A 26,472-nucleotide genomic window follows, 5' to 3' on the forward strand; every position below is an offset into this window, starting at 1 on the left:
CACGTCGGCGTCCGTGGCGGAGCCGCTCACCCCATCAGGGGCGCGGCCTGCCACACCCCTGGCAGTTACTGAGCGCACAAGAGCTCGAACGAGATGGGACGCCATGGAAGACGACATCACCCGCCCAGGTGATCTGCAGCACCGCAGAGCACGCCAGTACGCCTTTTGCGCCTCTGCGCTCTGCTTCGAGCCTGTTGGCGCCGGGGTGGAAGGCGTGTTCGACCAGGCGTTGACCAATGGTCTGACCGCGATTGTCGCCCACCATTGGAAAGACCAGGAATCCTGCAGGGGCCGGGTGAAGTCAGCCGCTGAGCTGCTGAAAGTCATCGAGGCCGAGGGAGTGCTGGTCAGGGAGGGGGTCTACTGGGTCACGGATAACCCTCATACCCCCAAGCCCACCACGTCGTACGTGGACCCATTTGAGGATCGACCTATGGAGGTGAGGGTGATGGTTCTCCGAGAAGCCCTGAGCGCTACGCAGGCGATCCGGCACGCTCGAGCCACCGACGACGAAATCGGCTCGAACCTGACTGCAGCCCATGTCGACGCCTTGTGGGAACTCAGCGGACACCCGACGCTGGCCGGGCTGGTTGACGTCCTGAACGAGATGAGGGAAGAGCGAGTCCGCGGCGCGGTCTCGGCGCTGGATGATCACGAACAAGACCGCGCCTTCACCTACCTCGCGCTGTTGAGCGGGGAGGAACTCGCGCGCCGGGCGGGCGTCGACTATGTCGGCGAATACTCACAAGAGCCCGGCGACGTCGAAGAGTGCCCCGTGTGCGGCAACATCTCGCTGGTCCTCAGCTCACATGACTCCGAGATCGCCGAGATCGGTGTCGGGTGTTGCGTCGTGTGCAGCTATGAGCGCACGATGGATGCCGCCAACGACATCGCCTCCAGTGTCCAGTTCCAGCGCGCGGTCGACCGCCCGGACTAGAGCCTGTCTGACAATTCGGCGTGGCGGATCCAGAGCATGAGGCATCCGATGGTGACGCCTGTGAGGTATCGGCTGGCGAGCTTGTCGAAGCGGGTGGCGATGGCCCGCCACTGCTTGAGCTTGCCGAAGCAGCGTTCCACCAGGTTGCGCTGCTTGTAGGTCTGCCGGTCGAAAGCGTGGGGGCGGCCTCCCCTGCCGCCCTTGCGCTTACGGTTGGCGATCTGGTCCTTACGCTCGGGAATGACCGCCTTGATGCCGCGCCTACGCAGGTAGGCGCGGATCTTCTTGGAGGAGTAGCCCTTGTCGCCCAAGAGCGCGTCCGGGCGGGTGCGGGGACGGCCACCAGCGACGCGACGCACTCTCAGCTTGGCCATGACCGCTTCGAAGGCGGTGCAGTCGGCCACGTTCCCGCCGGTCAGATGCGGGATCATCGGCAGGCCCCGGCCTTCGGTGATCAGGTGGAGCTTGGTGGTGAATCCTCCCCGGGACCTGCCGAGGGCCTGCCGCTTTTGTGATTCCTTCGTATCGATCGTCCCTGCTCCGTCCCCCTTTTTCGGGCACCCGCCGCGTGCTGATGGGCTCTGGAGATCGTGGAGTCGATACTGAAGGTCCATTCGACGTTGCCAATGGAGTCGTCTTTGACCTGCATCTCCTCCAGCAGGCGCACCCAGGTGCCGTCCTCGTCCCAGCGTTTGAACCGCTCGTAGCAGGTCTGCCAGGGCCCGTACCGTTCGGGGATGTCGCGCCAGGGTGCCCCGGTCCGAAGCCGCCACAAGATCCCGTTGATGACCTGCCGGTGGCCCCGCCACGGGCGGCCTCGTCCGTCCGTGGCGGGCAGCAACGGCTCGATCCGCTGCCAGGCCTTATCGGTCAGTTCACCACGTCTCACCATGAACGATCATCTAACCGCACCGGCTCTGATTATTTGTCAGACAGGCTCTAGCGTGATCGCGTCATCGAGCAGTTCCTCACGGCCGGCTGCGTCGAGTACCTGGCCGGGCATGCCCGGCCAGAGAAGGACGCCCAGCGCGTGGAGGAAGAGAGAGCCTCTGGTCAACCCACTCGCTGACGCCCCGAGCACTCTCTGAGGTTAGAGATGATGCGATCACGTCCGCGCTCAGGAACCGTCCGGGTGTGCCATCCATGCGGGGCGCAAGCCCTGGCCGCCCTCCTCGTAGTGGTGCACAATCTCAGGAAGAGTGACCTCGATCATCGAGGCCACCTCACCGAAGGGCACCACCCGCCCAGTTGGGGTCTACACTTTCGGTGCCAGTGGATTGCGCGCCGCATACGCTGCAGATACCATGCGGATATTCTTCATCGCCCCTTCGAGGGGTCGCGACGCGCTGAATGATTTCGCCTCGCCTGAATTTCTTATCGCCCCTTCGAGGGGTCGTACACCGGGTGTGACCACACTTCGGACCGTACGCTTGCGAGGGGCCCATGCGGAAGGCAACCTACGGTCGTCTTGACCGATACACCGGCAATGACCCGGCCACCAGCACTCCGGCGGCGTTGCCGACCAGGATCAAGCGGCAGGAGTCGACCACGCTGTTTCCGCCCGAGACACGCTCGAGCGTCCTTACGGTGGTGGCAGCGGGCACCCCGTTGGCCGAGGCCATGAACGATGTCGGCCTGACCGAGGAAATCGCCTACGGGCGCACCCGCTGGGATCATGAGTGGGCCAGCGCGCTGGATGCCGCTCAGATGGCAGGACGTGATCCCCGCCTGCGGCATGGATCGGCCTGGACCTACACCCACCACGGATGCCATTGCCCCGAGTGCCGGCTCACCCAGCCAGGATGCACGGCCGTCGCCGCCCGCTTCACTCCACCCCCACCCCCGCCCCGTCCTACGGTGCGCATGCCGCGAACCCGGCAGCCGTCCCTGAGCGCCGCGGAGATCGTCCGGCTGTTCAAGGTGCCACGTCCGACGGTCAACCGGTGGGCACTCAAGGACGGATGGGAACGCGATTCATCCGGTGGTGTCCTCCGCTACCGGACGGCTGATGTCCGCGCCTCCTACCGGCGCTACCGCCACCACGGCTCCCAGCAACCCTGAACAGCCGGTTCTGCTCGGCTACCGTCTGACCCGGGGTTTTTGCCGTTACTGTGGCTCATAGCGGGCCGGTGGTAGTGCTGGCCGGTCTACCGACCAAGACAGCACCGCAGGAGCGGCCCGCCGCCAGCGGCACAGTCCGGCCCGGACCAGACACGGAAGCAAGGGCAAGCAATTGCGGCTGCGCACGTCGTGTGCTCTGGACTGAAGCAGCGGTCGGCCGCGGTCGCCCATCTGCGCACGAACACTCCGAGCCCCGCCCCGCCTGCTGCAGAACGCCGTCACAGCTCATCTGCAGGGTATCGACCGCGTTGAACGCGAGGAACAGGTCCGAGGTGATTCGAGCTGTCGCAGCGGTGAGGCCTTGGCCGCCGTCAGCGAGGCCGTCGAGAAGGAGGTCACCCTAATCCGTCGCCAGTTGCTGGGCCTCCGCGTCGGCCGACGACCATATGACACAGGTCTGCCTGGACAAATGGCTATGACGGCTCCAGTTGGCCCCACTCGGGCCGGCTTGGGTTCTAAAGGTGGTCGCAACACCTGACCCCGAGGGGTGTTGCCATGACCGAGGCGCGTCGGCCACGTAAGAAGCGGGGACCCGCTCCACAGACGGACAAACGTGATCAATACCTTCGCCTCATGGCGCAGGGAATGAACAACTCGGCCGCGTGCCGCGAGCTGGGCATCAATCGCAGGACCGGCACCCGTTGGAGGTACGGCAGGAAGGAGGTCGACCGGGCCGGGCGCGAGCGCGTCTATCCGCCGATCACCGAGCAGCCTGATGACGGAGCCACCTCACCGCGATTCCTGTCGGAGGACGAGCGGATCGCCATCGCCGACATGCTCCGGACCGGCGCCTCGCTGCGCGCTATCGCCCGGGAGCTCCAGCGGAGCCCTGCCACGATCAGCCGGGAAGTGCGCCGCAACCGCGACCTGGCCACCGGCAAGTACCACCCGTTCCGCGCCCAGCGGCGAGCGGTCGTCCGGCGAGCGCGCTCGAAGGAGGGTAAGGTCCGGCGGGACCCGGAGCTGAAGACTTACATCCAGCAGCGGCTCAACCAGCGGTGGAGCCCCGAGCAGATCAGCCAGGACCTGCGCACCGCCTTCCCTGATGAGCCAGAGCGGCACCTGGCACACGAGACCATCTACCAGGCGATCTACCTGACCTACCGCGGCGGCCTGGAACGCCGGCCCGACATATTGCGCACCGGCCGTCAGGCCCGGCGCCGCCGACGCCGCGTCGACCAGCGCGCCACCCGCTTCATCGACCCCGGCAAGCTCATCCACCAGCGACCCGCCGACATCGACGACCGCCTGATGCCCGGCCACTGGGAGGGCGACCTCGAGCGCCACGAGGCGCCATGCAACCGAGCGGAGGTGAAAGGACTCCGCCGCTGTGCTGTCGCAGCAGCGTAGCGAAGCTGGGGGCAGGCTGATCCGGGGAACGCCGGTGAGGCTGGCAAGCAGCCCCGACAACGACGGGACGGGCCAGAACTACCGGATGGCCCGGGTCCGGCAAGCGAGACGGGAAGGTGGACGAGAGGAACCAGCGCTGTCACGCCCCTTAAGTTTCCCGCCAGCTCGAAATCCGGTGGATCTGGGCTGGATCGCGGTGCGCACCCGTCCCCCCGTCACGGGGCGGGGAACTCCTGGGCCGGTATTGAGGTCGCCGGTCGGGAGGCCACGGTGAAGGTCTGCGGCGTAGCCGTGGCGAAATCGCAGGGGTATAGCTGGCCACCTCACCCGACGATCGGTTCATGGTGAACGTGGGAACCACCCCCCGGTTCCCGTCTGGGGCCGGTCATCCAGGCCGGACGCAGCGGGTTGGCGCGTTGTCCGCCGACGACCGCGGGGTGGGGCGGAGGACCCGTAGTAGTCCGAGCCGGGGGTGCGACACGAAAGTCGCACGAGTTGAGTGAGCTTCATCGAAGGAGGTCGGCTTATGCCGAAGGTGTAGTTACGGATCAGTGTTCGAGGATCTGTCCCCGGCCTGACGTGCGTCGCTGGTAACAGTGGGGTGCGAAGCTCAGGTCTTCAGGCCCAAGGGCTCCCGTTCCATCCGGGAGTCACAGGTCACGGGGAAGGCCGACAGGGTGAACAGTGTGAACCCCTGGTGATGCCTCGTCATCGGAAGCCCCGCAGATGGGTCGTTGCAGCGGGGTCAAGGACTGGCCGTTGAGAAGCGGCAGGCGCCGACCGGAAGACTCTAAGCCGGTCGGGAGAACACCGCCGTCCTCGGGGTATAGGGGGCACCCGACCCGGCCGCATCTCACTCGTGCGGAACGTGACAACCCCGTTGGAGTCCGGAGACGCCCTGGCGTCCTTGGCAAGCCGACCGCGAGGAAGGCCCGATCCTCCAGCGGGCGCAGGATGGCCTCAGAAGCCAATGCCGGCGGCCGAAAGGCAGCGGGAAAACGAGACACCATGACCGGCTCTCCGCTGGCCGTCTCGCATAACCGGCCGGATACGGGTTGATACCCGGACTCGAAAGGGTGCTGACGGAGGCCAGGTGAGCCTGTGAAGAGACGAAGAGAACGACACCAGAACCGAAGGACAAGTTGGACGCCATGACGCACACGCAGGTGAAAGCCGATGCGGACGGGATGGCGAACGGACCGGAGGACAACATCCCTGACTGGCACGAGATCGACTGGCGTGCCGTCGAGGACGAAGTACGGCGTCTGCGGCAGAGAATCTTCACGGCATCGCGGGAAGGCGACCTCAAACGAGTTCGCAACTTGCAGAAACTGATGCTCCGCTCCCGCGCCAACACGCTGCTGAGTGTGCGGCGCGTGACGGAGCTCAATGCTGGGCGCAAGACCGCCGGAGTGGACGGGCGAACAGCGCTACTGCCCCAGTCGAAAACCAAACTGGCCGACTGGGCGCAATATCGCTCGAAAACCTGGACGCCCCTGCCGGTCAAGCGCGTGCACATTCCCAAAGCAGGCGGCAAGAAGCGCCCGCTGGGGATCCCGGTCATCGCTGACCGAGTACTGCAAGCGCGGGTGGTCAACGCGCTGGAACCCGAGTGGGAGGCGCGGTTCGAGCCGAAGTCGTATGGCTTCCGGCCCGGCCGCGGCTGTCATGACGCGATATCCGCCATCTATCTGACGCTGAAGGGCAAGAACCCCCAGCGGATGTGGGTGTTGGACGCGGACCTGAAGGCGGCGTTCGACCGTATCGACCACCAGTACCTTCTCGCCCAGCTCGGCACGTTCCCCGCCAGGGAACTGGTCAAGCACTGGTTGAAGGCCGGAGTGGTCGACGGCGGCCGGTTCGCCCCGACGGAGGAAGGCACCCCGCAAGGGGGCGTCGTCAGCCCTCTGTTGCTGAACATCGCTCTGCACGGAATGGAACAAGCCGCCGGAGTCCGATACCGCAAGCTCGGCACGAACGCTGCCGAGTCGGTCGAAGGTTCCCCGGCATTGATCAGGTACGCCGACGATCTTGTCGCGCTGTGTCACAGCCATGACGAAGCCCAACAGGTCAAGGCGAAGCTCGCCGAGTGGCTGCTGCCCAGAGGACTGGTATTCAACGAGGACAAGACACGAATCGTCCACGCCGACTCCGGTTTCGACTTTCTGGGATTCAACGTCCGCCGCTATGACGGCAAGCTGCTGATCAAACCGAGTCCGGCGGCTCTGAGACGAATCCGGGAACGGCTCCGCACCGAGATGCGGGCCCTGCGAGGGTCCAATGTCCGAGCGGTGCTGCACAAGATCGATCCGATCGTGCGCGGTTGGTCAGCCTACTACCGGACGGTGGTCTCCAGCGCAGCGTTCACCGCGCTGGACGACTACATGTGGAAGCTCACCTACAAGTGGGCCAAGCACGGCCACCAGAACAAATCGAGGCACTGGATCGTCAACCGGTACTTCGGTCAGTTCAACAAGTCCAGCAAGAACCGCTGGGTATTCGGCAACCGGGAGACCGGAGCCCACCTGCGGAAATTCTCCTGGACAAAGATTGTTCGACACCAGATGGTCTCGGGCACATCGTCTCCGGACGATCCGGCCCTGGCCGAATACTGGGCCAAACGGCGACGCAAAGCGAAACCCCTACCGCTGGACGCGTTCGGACTGCGGCTGCTGACGCTGCAAGACGGCCGCTGCCCGCTGTGTCGGGGCTTTCTCCTGCACGCCGACCACCAACCGCAGAGCCCCGCTGAGTGGGAACAGTGGATGGCGGTGGTCCGAAGGGCAGTGACGAAGCAACACCTCGTCCTCGCCCCGGACCAAGGCACGTCGAACATGGTCCTTCGTCTCGTGCACACGGCCTGTCGGCGTCGGCACTCTGCCGACATCGCTCCAGGACCGGCACCTCTGCTTGCCCACGAGCCTTCAGGGCTTGCTTGAGCCGGATGCCGGGATGACTGGCACGTCCGGTTCTTAGGGGGCTCCGGCGCGGCAACGCGCCGGAGCTACCCGACAAAGCCCGAGCACATGGCGAAGGGGTCCAGCGGGTTCACGCACGCGAGACACTGCAAGGGACGGAGACGCTGGTGAATACCGGTGAACCGTGGCCCGACCCGTTCTGGGCGGAGCGACGGGTACGACGGATGCAGGCCAAGCTGCACCTGTGGGCGACCAACGATCCTGGTCGTCGGTTCGATGATCTGTACAACCTCATTCATCACCCAGACTTCCTCGCGGTCGCGTGGGAGCGGGTGAGCGGCAACAAGGGCGCACGGTCGCCGGGGGTGGACCGGGTGATCCCGGCCGCCATCGGCGGCGAGGCCGAGGTCACGGCGTTCCTGAACGACACCTGCGAGCAGCTCAAAGCCCGCACGTTCACCCCGCTGCCGGCCAGGGAACGCATGATCCCCAAGGTCGGCTCTCCGGGGAAGTTCAGGCGTCTGGGCATCCCGTCCGCGATGGACAGGCTCGTGCAGGCAGCTCTTGTGCTGGTGCTGGAACCGATCTTCGAGGCGGACTTCAAGCCGGTCTCCTACGGCTTTCGCCCGAAGCGACGGGCCCAGGACGCGATCGCCGAGATCCACGCCTTCGGCACCCGGAACTACCACTGGGTGTTCGAGGCCGACATCACGGCGTGCTTCGATGAACTGTCGCACTCGGCGATCCTCGACCGGGTGCGGAGGCGCATCGGAGACAGACGAGTCCTGGCCCTGATCAAGTCCTTTCTCAAAGCGGGCATTATGTCCGAGGCGGGACAGATCGAGGGGACGGCATCGGGCACGCCGCAAGGAGGCATCGCCTCGCCGCTGCTGGCCAACATCGCTCTATCGGCGTTGGATGAGCATTTCTGCGCCAAGGACGATCACGGCACCCGGTGGCAGCGAGAGAAGCACCGCAAGAACGGCGGGGCCTATTACCGGATCATCCGTTACGCGGATGATTTCGCGATCATGGTATGCGGTTCCAAGGCTCACGCGGACGCGCTCTGGGAGGAGGTCGCCGACGTGCTTGCCCCGCTGGGGCTGCGATTGTCGGAGTCCAAGACCCGCGTGGTCCACTTGGACGAGGGGTTCGACTTCCTCGGTGCGACACGAAGTCGCATGGTTCGAGTGAGCACGCTGATTGGAGGGCTGAGCACGATGACAGCAGCGTAGCTCCGGATAAGTGTTCACGGATCCGTCCCCGCTCTGACGTGCGTTGCTGGTAACGGCAGGGTGCGAAGCTCAGGGAAGACGCCCAAGGGCTCCCGCTCCATCCGGGAGTTACAGGCAAGGGGAAGACCGGACGGGCGAGTACACGCGAACTCTCGACGATGCCTCGACATCGAAACCCCCGGAGATGGGATGAACCGCTGGGGGCAGGGCTGGCCGCTGCGAAGCGGCAGGCGGCGGCTGGTGACTAGGAGCCAGCCGTGGAGAACACCGCCGCCCCGGGGTGCAGAGAGCGCCCACCCCGGCCGGATCTCGACCATGCGGAACGTGAAAACCCCGTCGGGGTCCGGGACGTGTCCCGGTAAGCCGACCGTGAGGGAGGCCCAACTCCCCGGCGGGCGCAGGACGGTCCAAGAAGCCAATGCCGGTACGCCGAAAGGCGACGGGAAACCGGGACACCAAGGCCGCCCCCTTCGCGGTCGTCCCGCATAACCGGCCGGATACAGGCGTCTGCCTGGCCCGAAAGGGAGCTGACGTGGACCGGGTGAGCCTTTGACGCGCTGAAGCTGAAGTACCGGAACCGAAGGACAGGTTGGACACAGATGACGGCACACGCATTCGTTCTTGCGATGGCGGCCCTCGAAGTGAACGGACCGGAGGACGTGGCCACCGACTGGGACGCCATCACCTGGCGCACCCACGAGGACCACGTACGGCGACTGAGGCAGAGGATCTTCAAGGCGACGAAGGAGGGGGACCTGAAGAAGGTCCGTAATCTGCAGAAGCTGATGCTGCGGAGCCGGAGCAACACGCTGATCAGCGTGCGGCAGGTCACGCAGCGCAACGCTGGCCGCAAGACGGCAGGTATCGACGGGCAGGTCGCTCTGACCTCCCGCGACCGGGCGGAGCTGATAGAGCGAATGCACCGCCATGCCCCGCCTGGCAAAGCCTTGCCGGTCAAGCGGGTCTTCATTCCGAAGGCGAACGGAAAACAGCGCCCCCTTGGGATCCCGGTGCTCGCGGACCGCGTGCAGCAGGCACGTGTGAAGAACGCACTGGAACCCGAGTGGGAGGCCCGATTCGAGCCGAAATCCTATGGATTCCGACCCGGACGGGGCTGCCACGACGCGATCGAGGTCATCTTCAAGACGCTGTGCGGCAACCGTAGCCGGCGCCGGTGGATCCTGGACGCGGACCTGGCCGGGGCGTTTGACCGGATTGATCACGACCACCTCCTCGACAGTCTCGGCGCCTTCCCCGCTCGGGGGATGATCCGGGCCTGGCTGAAGGCCGGCGTGATCGAGTCCGGCGAGTTCACGCCGACCGACGAGGGAACTCCTCAAGGCGGAGTGATCAGCCCCGTGCTGCTGAACGTGGCCCTGCACGGAATGGAGAAAGCGGCAGGGGTCCGCTACCGGCCCAGCGCCCGAAGTGACGCTGAGACGGTCAAGGGATGCCCTGTGCTGGTCAGGTACGCCGACGATTACGTGGCGATGTGCCACAGCCGCGAGCAGGCCGAGCAGGTCAAGGCCGACCTCGCGGCGTGGCCGGAGCCGAGAGGACTCCGCTTCAACGAGGACAAGACACGCGTCGTCCACGTTGAGGAGGGGTTCTCGTTCCTGGGCTTCGACATCCGCCGCCGCGTCGACCGGCGGGGCAGCGGAAAGCTGCTCATCACTCCCAGCAAGGAGTCGGTCAAGCGGCTCCGGAAGCGGCTTACCGCCGACGTGCGCTCCATGCACGGCGCGAACGCGGCCGCGGTGGTGTTCCGGCTCAACCCGGTTATCCGGGGATGGTCGGCCTACTACCGGAGCGTGGTCTCCAGCCGGACCTTCACCGGCCTGGACCACCACGTCTGGCACCTCACCTACCGGTGGGCCAGACGCTCGCACCCGAACAAGTCGAGGGGCTGGGTCGCGACCCGCTACTTCGGCACGTTCCACAAGTCCCGGCGGGACCGGTGGGTGTTCGGTGACCGCGACAGCGGCGCCTACCTCACCAAGTTCGCTTGGACGAAGATCGTCCGACACGTCCCGGTCCACGGCGGAGCCTCTCCGGACGACCCCGCCCTGACCGAGTACTGGGCCGATCGGCGACGCAAGAAGAAGGCCCCGCCCGTGGACGAGCACACCGCTCGGCTTTTGAAGCGTCAGGGCGGGCGCTGTCCTGTCTGCGGGGAACTCCTTCTGCACGCCGAGCACGAACCACGCAGCCCACGCGAGTGGGAACAGTGGTTCATGACCGTCCGGCGCGTGCTGACCAAACAGCACATCGTCGAACAGGTCGACGGCCAGGACCGGACTTTCTACCGGCTCCTCCACGCTCACTGCCGACGGCGAGACCTCGCCGGAACGGCGGTGCACCAGCCATGACGCCGATGCGGAATCCTCGTCGCCCTCGAGGCTTGCTTGAGCCGTGGTGCCTGGAAAGCGGGCATGCCCGGTTCTGAGGGGGGACCGTCGCAGCAATGCGGCGGTCCTACCCGACGCTTCCATATCCAGCGACGCACCAAGAAGGGAACCAGTAAGAAGACCGTCTACACCTACCCGTCGAAGAAGGCACTGCTTTCGATCATGGCGAAGGTGCGGGCGCTTACCAACAGATCACGGCACCTGACGCTCGAAGCCCTGCTGCGCCAGCTCAACCCGGTGCTGCGGGGATGGTGCACCTACTTCCGGCACGGGGTCTCCAAAGCGACCTTCCACTACCTCGACGCCTACGCATGGCGGCGGGTTGCGGCATGGCTGCGCAAACGACACCTCGGGATCACCTGGAAGGAGCTCTACCGGCGCTTCCTGACCGGCAGGCCAGGCAACCGACCGGCAGAGAACGGGATCGTCATGTTCGACACCATGCAGGTCGAGGTCACTCGTTACCGGTGGCGCGCGAACAACATCCCGACACCATGGACGAGCATCCTGGAGGCAACAGCCGCCAGCTGACACGGGAACCCGTGGAGCGCCGGATGCGCGGAGACGTGCTTGTCCGGTGCGGAGGGCGGGCCGGGGAAACGGTCTGGGAGAGATCCCGGAACCGCGCCCCGGTCCGACCCCTACATCGTCGGTCAGAGCAATCGCTCGGCGATCGGCACCCTCGTCGACCGCACCACCCGCTACGTCATGCTCTTGCACCTGCCCGAAGGCAGGACCGCCGAGCACGTCCGCGACGCCCTCATCGACGTCTTCGCCGGCCTGCCCCGCGAGCTCGCCCGATCGCTGACCTGGGATCAGGGCAGCGAGATGAGCCGCCACGACGAGTTCACCGCCGCCACCGGCATCCCCGTCTACTTCTGTGAGCCCGCCAGCCCCTGGCAGCGCGGCTCGAACGAGAACACGAACGGCTTGCTCCGCCAGTACTTCCCGAAGGGCACCGACCTGTCCTCCTACACCGCCGACCAGCTCGATGCCGTCACCGCCGAACTCAACAACCGCCCCCGCAAGATCCTCGGCTGGCAGACCCCCACCGAGCTCTTCGCTAAGCTCGTCGCAACAGTCGATTGACCCCGTGTTGCGAAGATCGCTGGAATCCGCCCGGCTTGACCTGGACCCACTTAATGATCTTCGACGGATCGGTGTGACGGCTTGATTTGGCCCCACTCTGGGCCAGGTCGAGCCGCCGACGGCAGTTCGGTCTGTGGACTCGGGGGCTGCCGCCCCCGAACCCCTGCGAGGCGAGTGCATCGTCCGCCCAGCGGGCGCGGGGGCCAGGCGTGGTGCAGGGCGGACGACGCCCTCGCTCCGGACCCCAGGGCAGGGTCTTCACATCCCTTCGGACGCCACATCTCGGGTGGGGCCGCTTCAGGCCGACATCGAGTTTTCGAGATCATCAGCGGGACCGGGTGGGTCCAGGTCAAGCCGTCCGAGTGGGGCCGTTCCAAGCCGTCATAACCAGACAAACGCGATCAAGGAGTTTACCGACGTGGTGACCAAGCGCGGCCCCGGTGTGCAGACCGCGCTTCGGCCTGAGCTCCAACTGGTACGGGTAGAGGACGTTACGCCATGGCAATGTCCGCCTTGCCTGCCCAGTCGGCCGCCGCCAGCCGATACTCCTCCCACTCCTGGGGCACCAGGATTCCTCCGGGGCGGATCTGCCGCGGCTCGGGTACCCCGTATGCCTGCAGGAGGGCGCCGGCCAGCGCACCGGTCGCGGCCGCGAGCGGCGGCGCGTCGTTGAGGAGGTCGTCGAGGAAGACCGTGCTCTCGCCGTAGGCGTTGCGGGCCGGTTCCTTCCCGGACCAGGCGCCGCCGGCGTTCACGATCATGAGGTCGGCTTCCGGGTCGTAGGGCTGGCAGGACTGCGACCTCTGCTTCAGCAGCCGGTCGATGGCCTCGGCCAGCGGCTGGTCGGCCGCCGGGAACAGGCGCACGTCGGCCACGGCGCGGACGGTCAGGCGGGCGGTACCGGTCGCGCCGGCGCGCTCAGCCGCGTGACGGCCGAAAAACCGCAGCGCGGCCAAGGTAAGCAGCACGATCTGGGTGTCCGACACCGCGGTGGTGCTGCCCTGTACACCCCTGATCTCCAGGGGGAACACCACGCTGGCGGCGCCGTCGGTGTGCAGATGGGTCCAGGCCGTCCGCCCGTGCAACGGGCCCGAGGCGATGAACCGGCAGCTGCCGACCTGAGCGGCGGTGAAGAATGCAGAACCCGGGGAGCGGCCCAGGAGCAGTTCGTCGTGGACCAGGTCCTGGCGGACTCGGTCGAGTTCGGCTGCGGTGATGGTCAGATCTCCGGGCATCTCCGGGGCCAGGGACACCGTCAGCACCGGCTGCGGGAGGGGAGAGTAGCCGAGGGAGCGGGCCAGCTGCGCCAGCACCTCGGTCTCGATCTGAGCGGCGCGTTGAGCGCTGTCGAGCGCCACGGTGTAGCGGCGCCGGTAGGCCGCGGCGACCTGCAGCTCGCTCATCCAGAACTTCTGCGACTCGTGCCGGTAGGGGAACTTCAGCATTCCCTTCAGGGTCGGGTCCATGACGGCGTGCGGCGCGTTCACGCTGGGCGGCACGATGATCAGCAGCAGGCCCTGCTTGGGGTTGTCGAGACTGCCGGGGTCTTCGGGCAGCGACTTGATGTCGTAGACGGGGACGGGGCGGACACGCTCCATGATCGCGGTGTGAAGCTCGCGGATGAAGCTGTCGGCCAGGCTGACGCCGGGCTGGGCGACCGGGACGCCCTGCTTGTCGTTGATGCCGATCACGATGACGCCGCCTCTGCTGTTGGCGAAGGTGGCGACGTCGGCGGCGACGCTGTCGGACTTGGTCGGGCCGGCGTAGGTGGCCTTGAAGTCCAGGTCGTCGGCCTCTCGCCCGTCGAAGACGTTGATCAGGTCGGCGAAGTGCCGGTAGGTGGCCTCGGCAAGGGGAACACCGAGCAGTGCCTCCAGCCGTCGGAAACGGAAAGTCATCAGGGGGATCGGTCTCCTCACACAGGACGAAATGGGGCGACGGGGTCTGCCCTGGTGATCACGTTAAGGGACCGCGTCCGGTGCGTTGGAACGGTGTAGTAACTACCGCTCCGGAATTCTTCAAGATTTTTTACTCGGTGGTGAGGTGAGGCAGGAGTTCCTTCAGTCCGTGCAGCAGCGATGTGGTTCGCGGGCCTTTGAGCGGGTGAAGGACATCAGGAACGTCGTCGAGAAGGATGATCGCGTGGGCGTCAGTCCGGCCGATCAGACTCCAGTCGTCCCCGTCGGCGCGGACGATACTGGCCAGGCCCGCGGGGTAGCTGCGGATCCTGCCTGGTTGCGGCGGCCGGTCGAGGTAGGCACGGGCAGCGGCCAGGGCCCGGTTGACCCCGGCGAGTTCGGGTGTTCCCGGCTCGCTGATGAAGACGACGTCGTCCAAGGGGTATCGCGCGACCCAGTCGTCCCAGTGCAGGCGGATGTGGTTGGCCAGGGCGCGTCGTCGCGCCGGTGTCCATGCCGGTGGCGGTGCTGGTGTGGGTCGTCGGTGGTTGAGCCAGAACTCACGCCAGGCGGCCTGCACCGGCATGGGCACGTCGTGGGAGCCGTATCGATCCAGGAGCCGGTGCCAGGACCCCTGGTCGGCCGCCTGAATCAACTCGTAGCAGTCGGAGCAGGCATACCAATCCATGCATCCCACCACGTCCGTGCCGATGACCTGCGGCGGGCCGACGCCGAAAAGCGGTTCCCCCAGGAGGACCTCCACCTCGGCGCCTTCGTACAGCCAGGCCGGGTCGGTGTGGCGGCAGAACTGGCAGCGTGGTCCGCCGCCGAGTTCCTCGGGCCAGCCGATGCGGATGTCGAGGATGTCACCAAGGTTCAAGGTGGCACTCAGATCGCCGTCCCCGCCGCCCTCGAAGTTCTGTTTCGCCTGGCGAACCGGCCCGGTGTCGGCGTAGATGACAGTGGTGCGGTGATTCATGGTGTCCATGAGATAGACGGCGTAGCCGCCGGGGATCGGCTCCAGGTCCAGCACCTTGCAGGCATCTTGGTAGCTCCCGCCGAGTTCATCGGAGACATGGTCGGGAGCGAGCAGCATGACGCGTTGGTCCACGCCCCCATGCTCGCCGCCGGCCGAGGCATCGGCCAGTTCCCGCGCGGTCGGACTTTGGTGTGGCTGAGAGTTTCACGGGGTGCACAGCGGCGCGACGAAGACGGCTGGTCCTGGTGCGCCCCATGCCGCCGACGCCATCCCGATGTCGTCGAACCATGCGTCCGCTGCGGGCAGATCGGACATGTCGTCGCGCGAACACCGGATGGGCCGATCGGGCTCTGCTGCTATCAGACCCCTGTGGAGCAGTGTCGTGGTTGCCTACGGCACCGTCCTGTCTCCGCCCGGACCGATGACGGACCGCTCTGCAAGTCCTGCGCCCGACGCCCCCTGGAGACCTGCGCCAATTGCGGACAAGAACGGCTGATCCCTCGGCTGAGGACCCGTGGCCGTTCCGGCTGGTGCTTCGGCTGCATCGCGCAGGCCACAGCGACGTTCGCCACGGTCGGCGAAGACCCTGTGGAGGCCGCAGACGTCGACAACGTGCGATTGGCGGTATGCGTCACCTGCGGCAGAGACCACGGCATCAGCTTCCTCCCAGACGGCCCGAGATGCTCCAGCTGCCGAGATCGGGCCATACGTCGACGGGAGGAGTGCAGCCGCTGTGGGAAGACCAGGCGCGTCTTCTTCATCCCCGGAGTCTGCAGCGAATGCCTCGGCGTCGACGTCGGTGGCACCTGCACTGGATGCGGGCTCGAGGACCGGCTCCACTCGGGCGGTCGTTGCGAAAGATGTGTGCTGACCGAGCACATTAGAAAGGTCTTCAACGATTGTGGAGACGCAGGCCGCGCGGTCGCCGAGCGGTTGGCCGCCAGCCCCAACCTCAGATCCAGCCTGAACTGGCTCGAGCAGAGCCCCACGGCACAGATTCTTATCGGACTTCTTCGGCGTGAGCACAAACCCGCTCACGAAGATCTCGACGCGATCGAAAGCCTGGAGCGTGCCGATGGCAAAGCAGATCGGCGCCAAGCCGTCGAGAACGCCAGGATGATCCTCGTCTCGACCGAAGTTCTCGAACCCCGACATGCTCTCGCCGGCCGTTACGAAGCCTGGGCGCGACAGGTGCTGGCCAAGGTCGAGCAGGCCGCCGACCGCTGGACTCTCCAGCAGTTCCATCGTCACCGGCTCCTACCATCCGTCGAAGGTCCATGCGAAGCCGGCAAGGCGACTCGTGGCACCGTGAGGCGAGCCCAGAACCAGCTACGTGCTGCGATCGACCTGCTGGCTTGGGCTCAACTGCGAGGCGGACTGGCCGGGCTCGACCGATCAGGCGTCGACGAGTGGCTGGCAGGCCCGAGCACCCGCCACTGGGCCCGGGAGTTCTTGCTCTGGGCAATCCGCCAACGTCTGCTGGACCTTCCGATATCCGCCATCCCGTTGCGGATGCCCCAATCCCCACCCGCCGTCGAGGACTACCAGCTGCGCATCGACTTGGCTCACAGACTGCTTCATGAAGAAGGGTTTCCCGCAGACGTTCGCGTTGCCGGTCTTCTCGTCGTCCTCTACGGTCAGCACCTGTCTCGGATCGCCAGCATCGAACGAGAGAGCGTCGACCCAGCATCTACGCCCCCACGGATCAAGCTGGGTAAGGATTGGCTAGAGCTCCCCGAGCCGATGGGTCGGCACATCGCCGAGCTGCTCGCGCAGGGTCCTCGCCGGAATGCGCCATTCATCGAAAACGCCAGGTGGCTCTTCCTCGGAGATGGAGCCGGAACCCATCTGTCCTCCGACCGACTTGGCGTCCGGCTGGCCAAGTACGGCATCCACGCCCGACCGATGCGCAACACCGTGCTGTTCCAGCTGGGCACGACCGTCCAACCAAGGACTCTGGCCCGGCTCCTCGACCTCCACATCAACACCGCCGTGGACTGGGTCAACAAGGCTGGCGGCATCTACGCGAACTACTGGGGACAAGTCCTCCGGGATGAAGACGTCGAGGATCTTGACCTCTTCGACCCAGGACTTGAAACTCTCGACGAGGATGGCGATGACGATCCGGAGGATCTCCTCGACGAACTCGGAATCCTATGACGGGCACGCTGACCACATGAGCACCATCGCTGTGTCTACGCCGGTGTACATGCCGAAGCGGCCCTGGCAAGATTTTCGTGAAGCGGTGGTGTGCCACCGCGCTCCGATTACGCTCCGTCACGGGTCGCGGGGCCCTCTGCGGGTGCGTGATGATTTCGTGTGGGTTATGTCTCCGCACCTGGATGTGGTGAGGGTGGAGCGAGTGCGGGTAGCAACGTGTTCGACGAGGTGAAAGTCTCAATTGTCCGGCGCCCTACTGCCTAACCGTCCATCCTGGACGCATGACTTCCACCGCTCCCGTCAGAGCGAACGAGCCGCCTACCATCACGGCGGTGACGCGACGCGACATCTTCACCTACCTGTGCGGGATATCGCGCCCCTGGTGGGGCAAAATGGACGAGGTCACGTTCCTGGAGGGCCTCTACGACCTGGATCGACCTCCAGTCGGCAACAGCCACCTTTCGACTGTCCGCGCCGATATCCAGCAGCACCGGTTTAACAACCAAGACCTGCCCGACGACTGGATCTTCGAGGACTCCCGCTTGGAGCTCTCCCACGGACCGGATGAGGTACTGCTCACCTTTCTGGCACGAATGGTCCATCCTGAAGTGGCGGCCGACGTCGACGAGGCTATAAAGCACGTCGAGAAACTGAACCTGCTTCTGGCGCTCGACGGATGGGGTCTGCGTCCGTACGAGTTCCTCTCGGGCCGCCCTCTGTATGAGCCGGTACGAGTTCCGCCTAGTGGCCCGTTGGTCCCGCTGCCGCTGGAGGATGAGGACACGGGCAAGCTCGACCTGGTCCTGGGCCAGACCTTCAGCCTCCTGGACTGCGCTGGCGAGGAGACCGCACGCGACCTGCTCCGCACTGCGGTCCTGACCCTCCGCCGTGACGGCGGCTTCTTCCATCCCACACCTGGCGACGGTTGGACCGACGCCACCTACGAGGCGGTCCTGACGGTGGAGCGCGAGCTTCTGCCCACCTGCACGCCGGAGGTGAAGGAGGCGATCTGGCAGACGCTGCAGTCCGTGCTCATCCAGCTCGGACGCATCGACGTCCAGGACCTGGTGGTCGAAGGCGACACCCGCCCGCTGCCCCACATCCCGCCGGACTGGCGGACCCAAGCCGCAGCGCCCGCGACCCCCACCGTGCGAGGCTTCCGACTCCCCTTCTCCACCACCGAGTTCGATGTCACCCGCAGGGACTTCACCGACCTAGAGATCCGCGGTTCGCAGGACAGCAGCGGGTTCCACTACTTTTATGACACCCGCGCCAGCCGGATGATCACAGACTTCATCCTGGACGACCGGCCGCAGGTAGCGACCCTGTGCAGCGTCACCATCATCAAGAAGGGCGACACCTTCACGCCGAGGATCAAGCTCTGGAAGAAGGACAAGAAGAAGACTGGGGAACCCTCCACCGCACTGACAGTGCCTGAGACCGGGACCACCCGGGCCGTCAAGGCGCTCGTTGATACCGGGGACGTCCACGAGAACTTCTGGAAAGTCATCAACTTCCTCCAGGGCTGCACCGGCCTGAGCACGCCCGGCGACTCCCTCCAGCTCGTGGCTGGCGACGAGGCCCAACTGGCCCAGCTACTGACTGGCCAGGACCGGACGATGGTTCTCGGTGCAGTCAGGACAGCTATCGGCGGCGGGCTCACAGAAGAGGACATCCGGCTGATCAGCAACCGCAAGGAACAGCTCAAGAGGTTCGAGCGCCTGCTGACCGATCCGGAGTACTTCCGGCAGGAGGAGAGCCTGGCAACGACACGCGGGGCGGAGGCGGTCTGGCAGGCCTTCTTCGAGGCGAATCAGTGGATCTTCGGCTACGGCCTCAACCTCATCGCCTGCGAGTCCATCGACGACGGCAAACTGGAACGCATCACCACCGGCGCCAACATTTTCGGCGGAGCCGGGAAACGCATCGACGCCATCATGCGGTCCAAGGGTCTGATCAGCAGCATGCTCTTCTGCGAGATCAAGACCCACGACACCGAACTGCTCTCCAAGGCCCCGTACCGCGTGGGCGTCTACCAGGCATCCAAGGAACTCGGCGGCGGCGTGGCACAGGTGCAAAAGACGGCCAGCAAGGCCCAGCAGCTCATCTCCAGCCAGCTACTCACCCGGATCTACGAGGACGACGGCACCCCAACAGACATCGAACTGTCCACCACTCGCCCGCGACAGGTCGTGGTGATCGGGAGCCTGCGCGAGTTCACCCACAACGGTGCCGTGAATCCGGAAAAGATGAGCTCCTTCGAGCTGTACCGGAGATCCATCCAGGACGTCGAGATAATCACATTCGACGAACTCTACGAGCGGGCCTGCTTCATCGTCGAGGATCACTGAGGCGGACCGCTGCCAGGGCGCTCGCTGACACTTCCGCTACCCGTGATGGAGTGTTGCCGGCGCACGGGGCACATCCCGGCTTCACGGAAATCTTGCCAGGGCCGCTGTCCTGTGTACACCGACAGCATCGGACCAGGGTGGGCTCGTCGGGACATTCGCGACGCAGGGACGGCAGCAGACTATAGACGGCCCACGTGATGTCAACGGCCGGTTGCGTGTCGCCGCTGGTGGCCAGTAAAAAGTCTCCAGGTCAGGCCCCGGTTTCAAGGTTTGACGCCTCGACGTGGTGTCCGTTTGCGGGCTTCTCTCATGCGGAAGGAGTCGCCTTCGGTAAGGACGGTGTTGCTGTGGTGCAGGAGCCGGTCCAGGAGGCTGACTGCGGTGGTATGTTCGGGCAGGAACCGGCCCCATTGGTCGAAGGGCCAGTGTGAGGCGATCGCCAAAGAGCGGCGTTCGTAAGCGGCGGCGACGAACCGAAACAGCAACTGGGCGCCGGTGTCGTCCAGCGGCGCGAACCCCACTTCATCGACGATCAAGTCGTTGCGCAGGAGCGTCTCGATGACTTTGCCGACGCTGTTGTCGGCGAGCCCGCGGTAGAGGGTCTCCACCAGGTCGGCGGCGGTGAAGTAACGGACTTTGAACCCTTGCTGGACGGCGGCGACCCCGAACGCGACGAGGCTGTGTGACTTCCCGGTCCCGGCGGGCCCGACCGCGCAGTAGTTCTCCGTGGCGCGGATCCACTCCAGCGAGGCCAGGTATTCGAACGTCGCCTTCGGGATGGACGACGCTGCGACGTCGAACTCCTCGATGGTCTTGATGACCGGGAAGCACGCTGCTTTCATGCGGGCGGCGGTGTTGGAGGCGTCCCGGCTGGTCAACTCGGCATCCAGCAGGGTCCGCAGGAACTCCTCGGGGTTCCACCGCTGGGTCCTGGCCGTGATCAGCAGGTCGGGGGCGAGGCGACGCATGGTGGCGAGCTTGAGGCGGCGCAGGGCGGCGTCCAGATCGGGCGGCAGCGGCGGGCTGGTGGTCGCGGTCATGACACCCCTCCGATCTTGTAGGCCGACAGGTCCCGGGTGGTGGCGGCCGGCAGGTCGACCACGAGCGCGTTACCGGCCGGGCGCACCTGGGCGACGCCGCTCCCGGCGCCGAGGATCGACCGGACGTCCCCGGCCCGCCACCGCCGGAAGGCCACCGCCCGCTCCAACGCCGCGACCAGCGCTTCCTGCCCGTGGGCGGCCTTGAGCGCTTCGAGTTCGACCAGGTCACCGGCCAGACGGGTGTTGCCTGAGGCCGCCGACCCGCTCAGCCACCGCTCGGCGACCTGACCGAGCGCCAGGAACGCCTTCTCCGTCGCGGTCTTCGCCCTGGCCGCCCGGCGGGGTGCGGGCCTGGGCCCGCCGTAGTGCTCGTCCAGCACGGCGGCCTCGCCCGGCGAGACCGGCGTGTGCTCGGCGATCACCTCGCCGGTCGTGGTGTCGCAGACCAGCAGCCGACCATTCGACTCCACCACCGCGACGCGGGCGCCGACCAAAGCGTTGGGCACCGAGTAGCGGGCCGACCCGAATCGGATACAGGAGAGCCGGTCGACCTTGCGCGTCACACCGGGTGCGCCGATCTGCGGCCGTAGCGACGCGGCACCGGACGCTCGGTCTCCAGCCGCACCGCGGGGACCGCCATGATCTGCGAGTGGGTGACGCCGTTCACCTCGGCGCACCACTGCTTGGCCGCGAGGTTCGCAGCCCTGGAGTCGGTGAACGGCAAATTCGGCACGACCAGGTCCCGCTTGGCATAGCCGACCAGGTTCTCCACGATCCCCTTCGATTCGGGGTCCGCGGCCTCGCACCAGTCGGGCCGGAAGGAGTAATGGCTCGCGAAGCGGACGTAATCGGCCGTCGGGACGACCTTGTTCGCGACCACGCCGCCCTTCAGGCAGCCCATCCGATCGGCCAGCACGACCTTCGGGACGCCTCCGAGCGTCTCGAAGCACTCCGCGAGCATGGCCAGGGTCGTCTCGGATCTTTCGTTGTCGGCGAACCGCACGAACCTCACCCGCGACCAGGCCAGGACCGCGCAGAACACGTGCAGCCCGTCGATGCTGCCCCAGTCGATAGCCATGACCTCTCCCGGCGTCCACACCGCCGGCCGACGGCCCCGATGGTTGTCGCGCCGCCATCGCAGGTTCCGGGCCGACCCCGCATAGCCCGCCGCCTGCACCACCGGCAGCAGCCGCTTGGCCGAGATCCGTCCGTGGGTCGAGGCGACCTTCTCGGTCACCAGAGCGGCGACCTCGTCGTAGTTGCGGGCGCGCGGCTTGCGGGGTGGCGTGTTGCCGCCCGCCTCCTGCCGCTCGATGATGCGCTTGACCGTCTTATGCGTCGTCCCGCACATGACGGCCGCACCGCGATACGTGCCCACCTCGCGGTAAGCAGCGATGATGTCCATGATCTCCCCCGATGACTTCATGACGCTGACAGGCCCCCTGGGCGGTGATTTCGACAGGCTTCGACACCCATCAAGATCGCCGCCCAGGGCCACCCCCGCCACGCGCCACGCGCACCTTCACGAAGAGATGGGGACCACTAACCGGCCATCAGCGGTGACCTCGAACCGGCCACCAGAGGCGACTTTCGCACGGCCAGGGACACGTGACGGACTGCTCAGTCGCCTGTGAAGGGTCGAACTCGGCGTACCTATGACTCCCAGCAGGTCCCAGTACTTGGTGGCGCCTGGGTGAATTCGACATCGCCGGCACGGTCGTGAGGACAACGTTGTGGGTCAACCCTGCGGACAATCAAGGGCTGCGAGACCTGTTGTCACCCATTGAGGAACGTATTCCGTATGAGAAAGCCTCCATCGACTAAGGGGGCGTACGGTCCCCACGCTATGACCGCGCTTGATCGCGCGAGAGGCAGGGGACCTGCAGCGGTCCGTGACAGTTCTGTGCGTGAAGAACTCCAGCAGAAGGCCCGGCCGCCTGCGCCAGCAGGCCCAGCGGTTGATGGAGCTCACCGACCCTGTGCAGGCCACCGCTCTCACCGCCGCCCATCCCCGGGGAAAGGACCTCAGTGAGCGCGCCGCCCGGGCCGCTTACGCAAAGCGCGTCGTCGACGTGCTGAGCCAGCACTTCGAGGAGTTACGCACCCCGCACGTCGCCGAGACCGTCATCACCTCGGTGGAGCGTCAGCTGCGCACCCCCGCGCCGAGGTGGGAGGTCCTGCTCGACAGCGGACACGTGGCCAACTGGTGGCTCAAGCCCGGTGAAGCCGGTGACCTGCGGGTGGCGTGCCGTCGTCATCCGCCCATCGATGCCGACCTCGAACGCGAGCGCACGCTGACCGCGCTGATCCAAGACGGCGCACCGTGATCCGTCCCCGACCAGAGCGCGAGCGATCCGGGGCACCTGCCGCCGGGGAGTCATCGGCCATGGCCAACAGGACCGGCTTGACGGCTCTGCGGACAGGACCCAGCGCGCCACCCCGCTAATGTCTACCCGGCCCGAGGTGTCCACCTCCACCACCGGGGACAGGCCCAGGGGCTGGTCCTGTCCAGCGGAGATCCACCCGTCGAAGGCACCGTCGAGATCGGCCTCCGCGTGACCGGGGTGACGGGCCGCGGCGCGTTCGAGGTATCGCCGTCTCGCCAGGTCGGAAGGGCACCGGCAGAAGACCTCGACGAGACCGCCCGGCAGCTTGCCCAGGTCCGCCGGGGCGTGCGCGCGGGAGAAGAAGGAGTCGAGCACCGCCGCCCGGCAGGTGGCGGCCAGCGCGTACATGGCCGCTATGCTTCCCCGGCCCAGCGCGCCCGACCAGGTGGCCGCTCGGTCGCCGAACTCCTCCAGGAAGACGTCCTTGATGACGTCCTTCGCGATCAGGGGCAGCCCCAGTTCCCGCGCCAGCGGGACCGCGAGCGTGCTCTTCCCCGATCCCGGTAGTCCGTTCACGATGACGAACATTGTGTCCTTTCTGTTCGGGCTCATGGGAGCCTTATCGGGGCGGCGGAGGGCGGTAGGCCGAGCAGGATCCGCTCCAGCAGGGCGCGCAGTTGCGGAGGCGCGACTCTGCCGGTCAGGTCGTCGAGTTCGTCGGGGCCCGTGATCACGACATGGACGTGCCCCCGCGCGACTCTCTCCGCAGCGAGATCTGGGACGCCTGGCACGCCGCACACAACCTTGAGCCAGCGACATGATGTTTTAGGGCCTGTCCTGTGAATCTTCGGCCAGAGCATTTGGCCTGGTCGGTGATGCTGGAGGCATGGTTCATCGGGGCGAGCTCACCGATCAGCAGTGGGAGATGATCAAGTCGGTCTTGCCGGAAGGCGGCGGGCAGGGCGGTCAGTGGCGTGACCATCGGCAAGTGATCAACGGGATCTTGTGGCAGGCCCGGACCGGGGCGCCATGGCGGGATGTCCCCGACCGGTACGGGCCGTGGAAGACCCTGCATGAGCGACTGCGCCGATGGACCGCCGACGGTACCTGGGAGGCGATCTTCCAGCACGTCAAGGGAAACGTTCAGCTCGCCGAAGAAGACGATGCCACCGAACTATGGGAGGTGTCGGTCGACTCCACCGTCACCCGGGCGCACCAGCATGCCGCCGGCGCCCGGAAAAAGGGGGATCTGCCGCCATCGGCGCCTCTGGAGCGACGGTGGCGGCCGTCGACGGGGAGGCGCTGGGCCGCTCCCGGGGCGGCCTGACCAGCAAGCTGCACGTGGCGGTGGACGCCGGGTGCCGAATACTGGCCGTCATCCTCACCGCCGGCCAGGCGGGTGACAACCCGCGGCTGATCCCGCTGATCGACCAGGTCATCGCGCCCGCCCATACCGGGCAGCGCCGGGGCTGGCGATTTCGGGTGATCGCCGACAAGGCCTACAGCGCCCGCAGCACCCGCCGCTACCTGCGCCGCCGACGGATCGCCGCGACCATCCCGGAGAAGAAGGACCAGCTGGCCCACCGAAAGAAACGCGGCTCAGCGGGCGGCCGGCCGTATGCCTTCGACCCGAAGATCTACAAGCGGCGCAACGTGGTGGAGCGGGCGATTGCGCGGCTCAAGCGCTACCGCGCACTGGCCTCCCGCTATGCCAAACGCGCCCTCATCTATCGCTCCCAGATTCTGCTCATCGCCACCCTGGACTGGCTCTCATGATTCACAGGACAGGCCCTAGTCGACGACCATAATGCGGGCGGTAACGTGATCGGCCGGGTGCCGGACCGCATCCGATCGGATGGAAGAAGGTTCAGAGCAAGCAGGCCATCACAAGATGATGAGCCTTCCCCCTAGGCTGGGTCGTTGACGTTCTCGGTGTTCCCACAAGGGAAGTGGTTGTTGCTTCGAGGCGGTGTGGGTGGCCGGTACCGGCCACCGGAATGGGATTTACCGATGATCGGCTTTACCGTGGCGTCATGGGCGGTACCAATGACGTCGAACTTCAACGGATGGACATGGCCGCCTGCGCCCAACTGCTGCACTGGTCGTCGCGGCAGGTACGACACGCAGTCAAACAAGGTGTTTTCGCGCCACCGGCCGGCCGCGACGCCCGCCGCCGACCGTACTGGCATCAACACCAGGTGTATGCCTGGGCCGCTACCGCCGATCCGGTCCTGCATGCCCGGATTCCGCGGGACCGGATTCCGCTGAAGTACTGGCCAGCCGCCGCCCGCCCGGCCCACTACCTGGGCTCGGAGCCGGTGCCGGGTGGTATGACGGCACTGGGCTGGGACACCGATGCCGGAACGGTGTGGGTGCTGTGGCCGGAGGTCTTCGACGCCCACACTTCCCGATCCGGTCTAGCGGAGGCGGCCAAGCGTCTTTCGGCTGCGGCCGCGATCGTCATGGTGGGCGGCGATTACGGCTCCGACGGCCCATCCGTCTACGGCGTTCTTCCCGCCGATTCCGAACAGACGTATGCGATGTCCTGGGCGCCGCTGTCTCAGGTACTGGGCATGCCGATGCCGTTTTGGCCGCCGGGGCTACGTAGCGGCGAGTTGTTGACAGCTTGGCGTCCGGGTGCCCCGCCGGTGGTGGACGCAGTCGTCCCCGACCTGGACCCGGTGGCGCTGCTGCGCCTGGCCGTCATCGTCGATCACGGCTGCCCGGCCCAGCAGACGTTGATGAACCTGGTGCAGATCTGGCACCATCGCGTCGCTCAGCACGCCGAATCTCACCTTGAGATCATCGGAGAGTGGACCACGCCCGAGACCACGGTGGTGGCCGCCACACCGCTTGCGGTTCCCGCGGTCGAGCGTGAGGACCTGGCCCACGACATCCGGCGCGCCGGGTGGCTGGAGATCTTGGCCCGGACCGATGCCCTGGCCGCGGCCTGCGTCCGCCAGACGCTTCGCTGGGATGGGGGAGAGGACTTTCCCTTCAGCATGGTTGAGGCCATCGATCCCGCCACTACGTTCGGCGGCCAGTGGGCACAGCGGCTGGTCCCGGCCACGCGAAGCGCCGTCTTCGAACTGCTGGACTCGCACCGGGAAGCGACCGCATTGCTGTTCGATCCGGTGACCGACGCCCCGGTTGTCCGCACGGAGACCCGGGGGCAAACGAAGCTCCTGGCGGCCATTCCCCAGCGGCTTGCGGCCCTCAGCCCTCTGGCCGAGGTGATCTTGGACGATCCGGTCTGGGTGCGCACCGATGACGGCACCCTCTACCCGGCCCCTCAGACCTCCCCCTACGGGCCAGCCTGGGGATACCGGGGAGCAGGCCCGTCCACGCTGGCACTGCTGGTGCTCCGGCTGCTGGAGGATATCAACGCTGCCGCCCCCGGCAGCCTCACCATCGCCGTTCCCAAGGGCCTGCTGGAACTCACGCAGCGATCATGGGCCAAAGGCACGGTCTTGACCCGGGCGCAGTTGGAAGCCGCCAGAGACGGCCGCCCGTATCTCGAACCCAGCTGACCACGTCTTCTCCGCGGCGAGCACGACAAGGCGCACTGCCAGCGCCACCCTCGCACGTCCCGCTCTTCGGAGGAACACCAGCACCGCCCCGGCGACCACAGCCGCCCACCGGCGCGGGCTCGGCCCGCG

The 26,472-nt window shown here is 66.4% G+C and carries 16 protein-coding genes and 3 pseudogenes; 12 read left to right on the forward strand and 7 right to left on the reverse strand.

The annotated features are described in order from the left end of the window. Positions 1-103: 103 nt before the first annotated feature. A complete protein-coding gene (locus ACQP0P_RS00105; RefSeq protein ID WP_433358757.1) occupies positions 104-937 on the forward strand; it encodes a hypothetical protein in 834 nt (277 codons plus the stop codon). On the opposite strand, the gene ACQP0P_RS00110 is transcribed toward ACQP0P_RS00105, so the two are convergent. After that, a protein-coding gene (locus tag ACQP0P_RS00110; protein ID WP_433358758.1) for an IS5 family transposase occupies positions 934-1,829 on the reverse strand; the annotation gives its coding sequence in 2 pieces (ribosomal slippage) (positions 934-1,442 and positions 1,442-1,829; 897 coding nt in all). The genes ACQP0P_RS00105 and ACQP0P_RS00110 overlap by 4 nt on opposite strands. A gap of 551 nt (positions 1,830-2,380) precedes the next feature. Between ACQP0P_RS00110 and ACQP0P_RS00115 the strand changes: the two genes are divergently transcribed. The 7 genes and pseudogenes from ACQP0P_RS00115 to ACQP0P_RS00145 all read left to right on the forward strand — a co-directional run. Beyond that, on the forward strand, positions 2,381-2,998 hold the full coding sequence (locus ACQP0P_RS00115; protein WP_433358759.1) for a hypothetical protein: 618 nt from the start codon (positions 2,381-2,383) through the stop codon (positions 2,996-2,998). A 633-nt stretch (positions 2,999-3,631) separates the two neighbouring features. Then, positions 3,632-4,336, forward strand: a pseudogene (locus ACQP0P_RS00120) (IS30 family transposase); the annotation flags it as partial. A gap of 1,223 nt (positions 4,337-5,559) precedes the next feature. Next, positions 5,560-7,347 carry a group II intron reverse transcriptase/maturase gene (gene ltrA, locus ACQP0P_RS00125; protein ID WP_433358760.1) on the forward strand — a complete coding sequence of 596 codons (1,788 nt, stop codon included), beginning with the start codon at positions 5,560-5,562 and terminating at the stop codon, positions 7,345-7,347. 146 nt (positions 7,348-7,493) lie between these two features. Further along, complete coding sequence (locus tag ACQP0P_RS00130) at positions 7,494-8,561, forward strand: reverse transcriptase domain-containing protein (protein WP_433358761.1); 1,068 nt, start codon at positions 7,494-7,496, stop codon at positions 8,559-8,561. 599 nt (positions 8,562-9,160) lie between these two features. Beyond that, complete coding sequence (gene ltrA, locus ACQP0P_RS00135) at positions 9,161-10,930, forward strand: group II intron reverse transcriptase/maturase (protein WP_433358762.1); 1,770 nt, start codon at positions 9,161-9,163, stop codon at positions 10,928-10,930. A 63-nt stretch (positions 10,931-10,993) separates the two neighbouring features. Beyond that, positions 10,994-11,500 carry a group II intron maturase-specific domain-containing protein gene (locus ACQP0P_RS00140; protein ID WP_433358763.1) on the forward strand — a complete coding sequence of 169 codons (507 nt, stop codon included), beginning with the start codon at positions 10,994-10,996 and terminating at the stop codon, positions 11,498-11,500. Between the two features lie 114 nt (positions 11,501-11,614). Further along, positions 11,615-12,058 (forward strand): annotated as a pseudogene (locus tag ACQP0P_RS00145) (IS30 family transposase); the annotation flags it as partial. Positions 12,059-12,549: 491 nt separating this feature from the next. On the opposite strand, the gene ACQP0P_RS00150 reads toward ACQP0P_RS00145, so the two are convergent. Together ACQP0P_RS00150 and ACQP0P_RS00155 are read right to left on the reverse strand one after the other, a co-directional pair. Continuing rightward, on the reverse strand, positions 12,550-13,956 hold the full coding sequence (locus ACQP0P_RS00150) for an AlbA family DNA-binding domain-containing protein (protein ID WP_433358764.1): 1,407 nt from the start codon (positions 13,954-13,956) through the stop codon (positions 12,550-12,552). Between the two features lie 130 nt (positions 13,957-14,086). After that, positions 14,087-15,067 carry a hypothetical protein gene (locus ACQP0P_RS00155; RefSeq protein WP_433358765.1) on the reverse strand — a complete coding sequence of 327 codons (981 nt, stop codon included), beginning with the start codon at positions 15,065-15,067 and terminating at the stop codon, positions 14,087-14,089. Positions 15,068-15,799: 732 nt separating this feature from the next. On the opposite strand from ACQP0P_RS00155, the gene ACQP0P_RS00160 reads away from it, so the two are divergent. Continuing rightward, positions 15,800-17,095 carry a hypothetical protein gene (locus ACQP0P_RS00160; protein WP_433358766.1) on the forward strand — a complete coding sequence of 432 codons (1,296 nt, stop codon included), beginning with the start codon at positions 15,800-15,802 and terminating at the stop codon, positions 17,093-17,095. A gap of 332 nt (positions 17,096-17,427) precedes the next feature. Then, positions 17,428-19,446 (forward strand): Shedu anti-phage system protein SduA domain-containing protein, encoded by a 2,019-nt coding sequence (locus ACQP0P_RS00165; protein WP_433358767.1) that lies wholly within the window; start codon positions 17,428-17,430, stop codon positions 19,444-19,446. 263 nt (positions 19,447-19,709) lie between these two features. On the opposite strand, the gene istB is transcribed toward ACQP0P_RS00165, so the two are convergent. The 4 genes and pseudogenes from istB to ACQP0P_RS00185 all read right to left on the reverse strand — a co-directional run bounded on the left by istB (position 19,710) and on the right by ACQP0P_RS00185 (position 23,604). Continuing rightward, positions 19,710-20,486 carry an IS21-like element helper ATPase IstB gene (gene istB / locus ACQP0P_RS00170; protein WP_433358768.1) on the reverse strand — a complete coding sequence of 259 codons (777 nt, stop codon included), beginning with the start codon at positions 20,484-20,486 and terminating at the stop codon, positions 19,710-19,712. Continuing rightward, positions 20,483-21,912: pseudogene (gene istA, locus ACQP0P_RS00175) on the reverse strand (IS21 family transposase). The gene istB and the pseudogene istA overlap by 4 nt, the downstream one beginning before the upstream one ends. Positions 21,913-22,582: 670 nt before the next feature. Continuing rightward, complete coding sequence (locus ACQP0P_RS00180; RefSeq protein WP_433358769.1) at positions 22,583-23,401, reverse strand: AAA family ATPase; 819 nt, start codon at positions 23,399-23,401, stop codon at positions 22,583-22,585. A gap of 20 nt (positions 23,402-23,421) precedes the next feature. Further along, entirely contained in the window at positions 23,422-23,604 is a 183-nt protein-coding gene (locus ACQP0P_RS00185; protein ID WP_433358770.1) for a hypothetical protein, read from the reverse strand. Between the two features lie 95 nt (positions 23,605-23,699). Here ACQP0P_RS00185 and ACQP0P_RS00190 point away from each other — a divergent pair. Both ACQP0P_RS00190 and ACQP0P_RS00195 read left to right on the forward strand, forming a co-directional pair. Next, a protein-coding gene (locus tag ACQP0P_RS00190) for an IS5 family transposase (RefSeq protein WP_433358771.1) occupies positions 23,700-24,589 on the forward strand; the annotation gives its coding sequence in 2 pieces (ribosomal slippage) (positions 23,700-24,105 and positions 24,105-24,589; 891 coding nt in all). A 257-nt stretch (positions 24,590-24,846) separates the two neighbouring features. Continuing rightward, positions 24,847-26,343: a hypothetical protein gene (locus ACQP0P_RS00195; RefSeq protein WP_433358772.1), complete on the forward strand. Its 1,497-nt coding sequence runs from the start codon at positions 24,847-24,849 to the stop codon at positions 26,341-26,343. Positions 26,344-26,472 lie beyond the last annotated feature (129 nt).

It is taken from the genome of Streptosporangium sp. CA-115845, assembly GCF_050943795.1.
In the GTDB taxonomy this organism is placed as follows: Bacteria; Actinomycetota; Actinomycetes; order Streptosporangiales; family Streptosporangiaceae; genus Streptosporangium.

Bases quoted from the DNA above. Each gene is read 5' to 3' on its own strand.
- ACQP0P_RS00195 (WP_433358772.1), top strand. From the start codon at position 24,847: ATGGGCGGTACCAATGACGTCGAACTTCAACGGATGGACATGGCCGCC.
- istB (WP_433358768.1), bottom strand. From the start codon at position 20,486: ATGACCGCGACCACCAGCCCGCCGCTGCCGCCCGATCTGGACGCCGCC.
- ltrA (WP_433358760.1), top strand. From the start codon at position 5,560: ATGACGCACACGCAGGTGAAAGCCGATGCGGACGGGATGGCGAACGGA.
- ACQP0P_RS00105 (WP_433358757.1), top strand. From the start codon at position 104: ATGGAAGACGACATCACCCGCCCAGGTGATCTGCAGCACCGCAGAGCA.
- ACQP0P_RS00180 (WP_433358769.1), bottom strand. From the start codon at position 23,401: ATGTTCGTCATCGTGAACGGACTACCGGGATCGGGGAAGAGCACGCTC.
- ACQP0P_RS00140 (WP_433358763.1), top strand. From the start codon at position 10,994: ATGCCCGGTTCTGAGGGGGGACCGTCGCAGCAATGCGGCGGTCCTACC.
- ACQP0P_RS00115 (WP_433358759.1), top strand. From the start codon at position 2,381: ATGCGGAAGGCAACCTACGGTCGTCTTGACCGATACACCGGCAATGAC.
- ACQP0P_RS00150 (WP_433358764.1), bottom strand. From the start codon at position 13,956: ATGACTTTCCGTTTCCGACGGCTGGAGGCACTGCTCGGTGTTCCCCTT.
- ltrA (WP_433358762.1), top strand. From the start codon at position 9,161: ATGACGGCACACGCATTCGTTCTTGCGATGGCGGCCCTCGAAGTGAAC.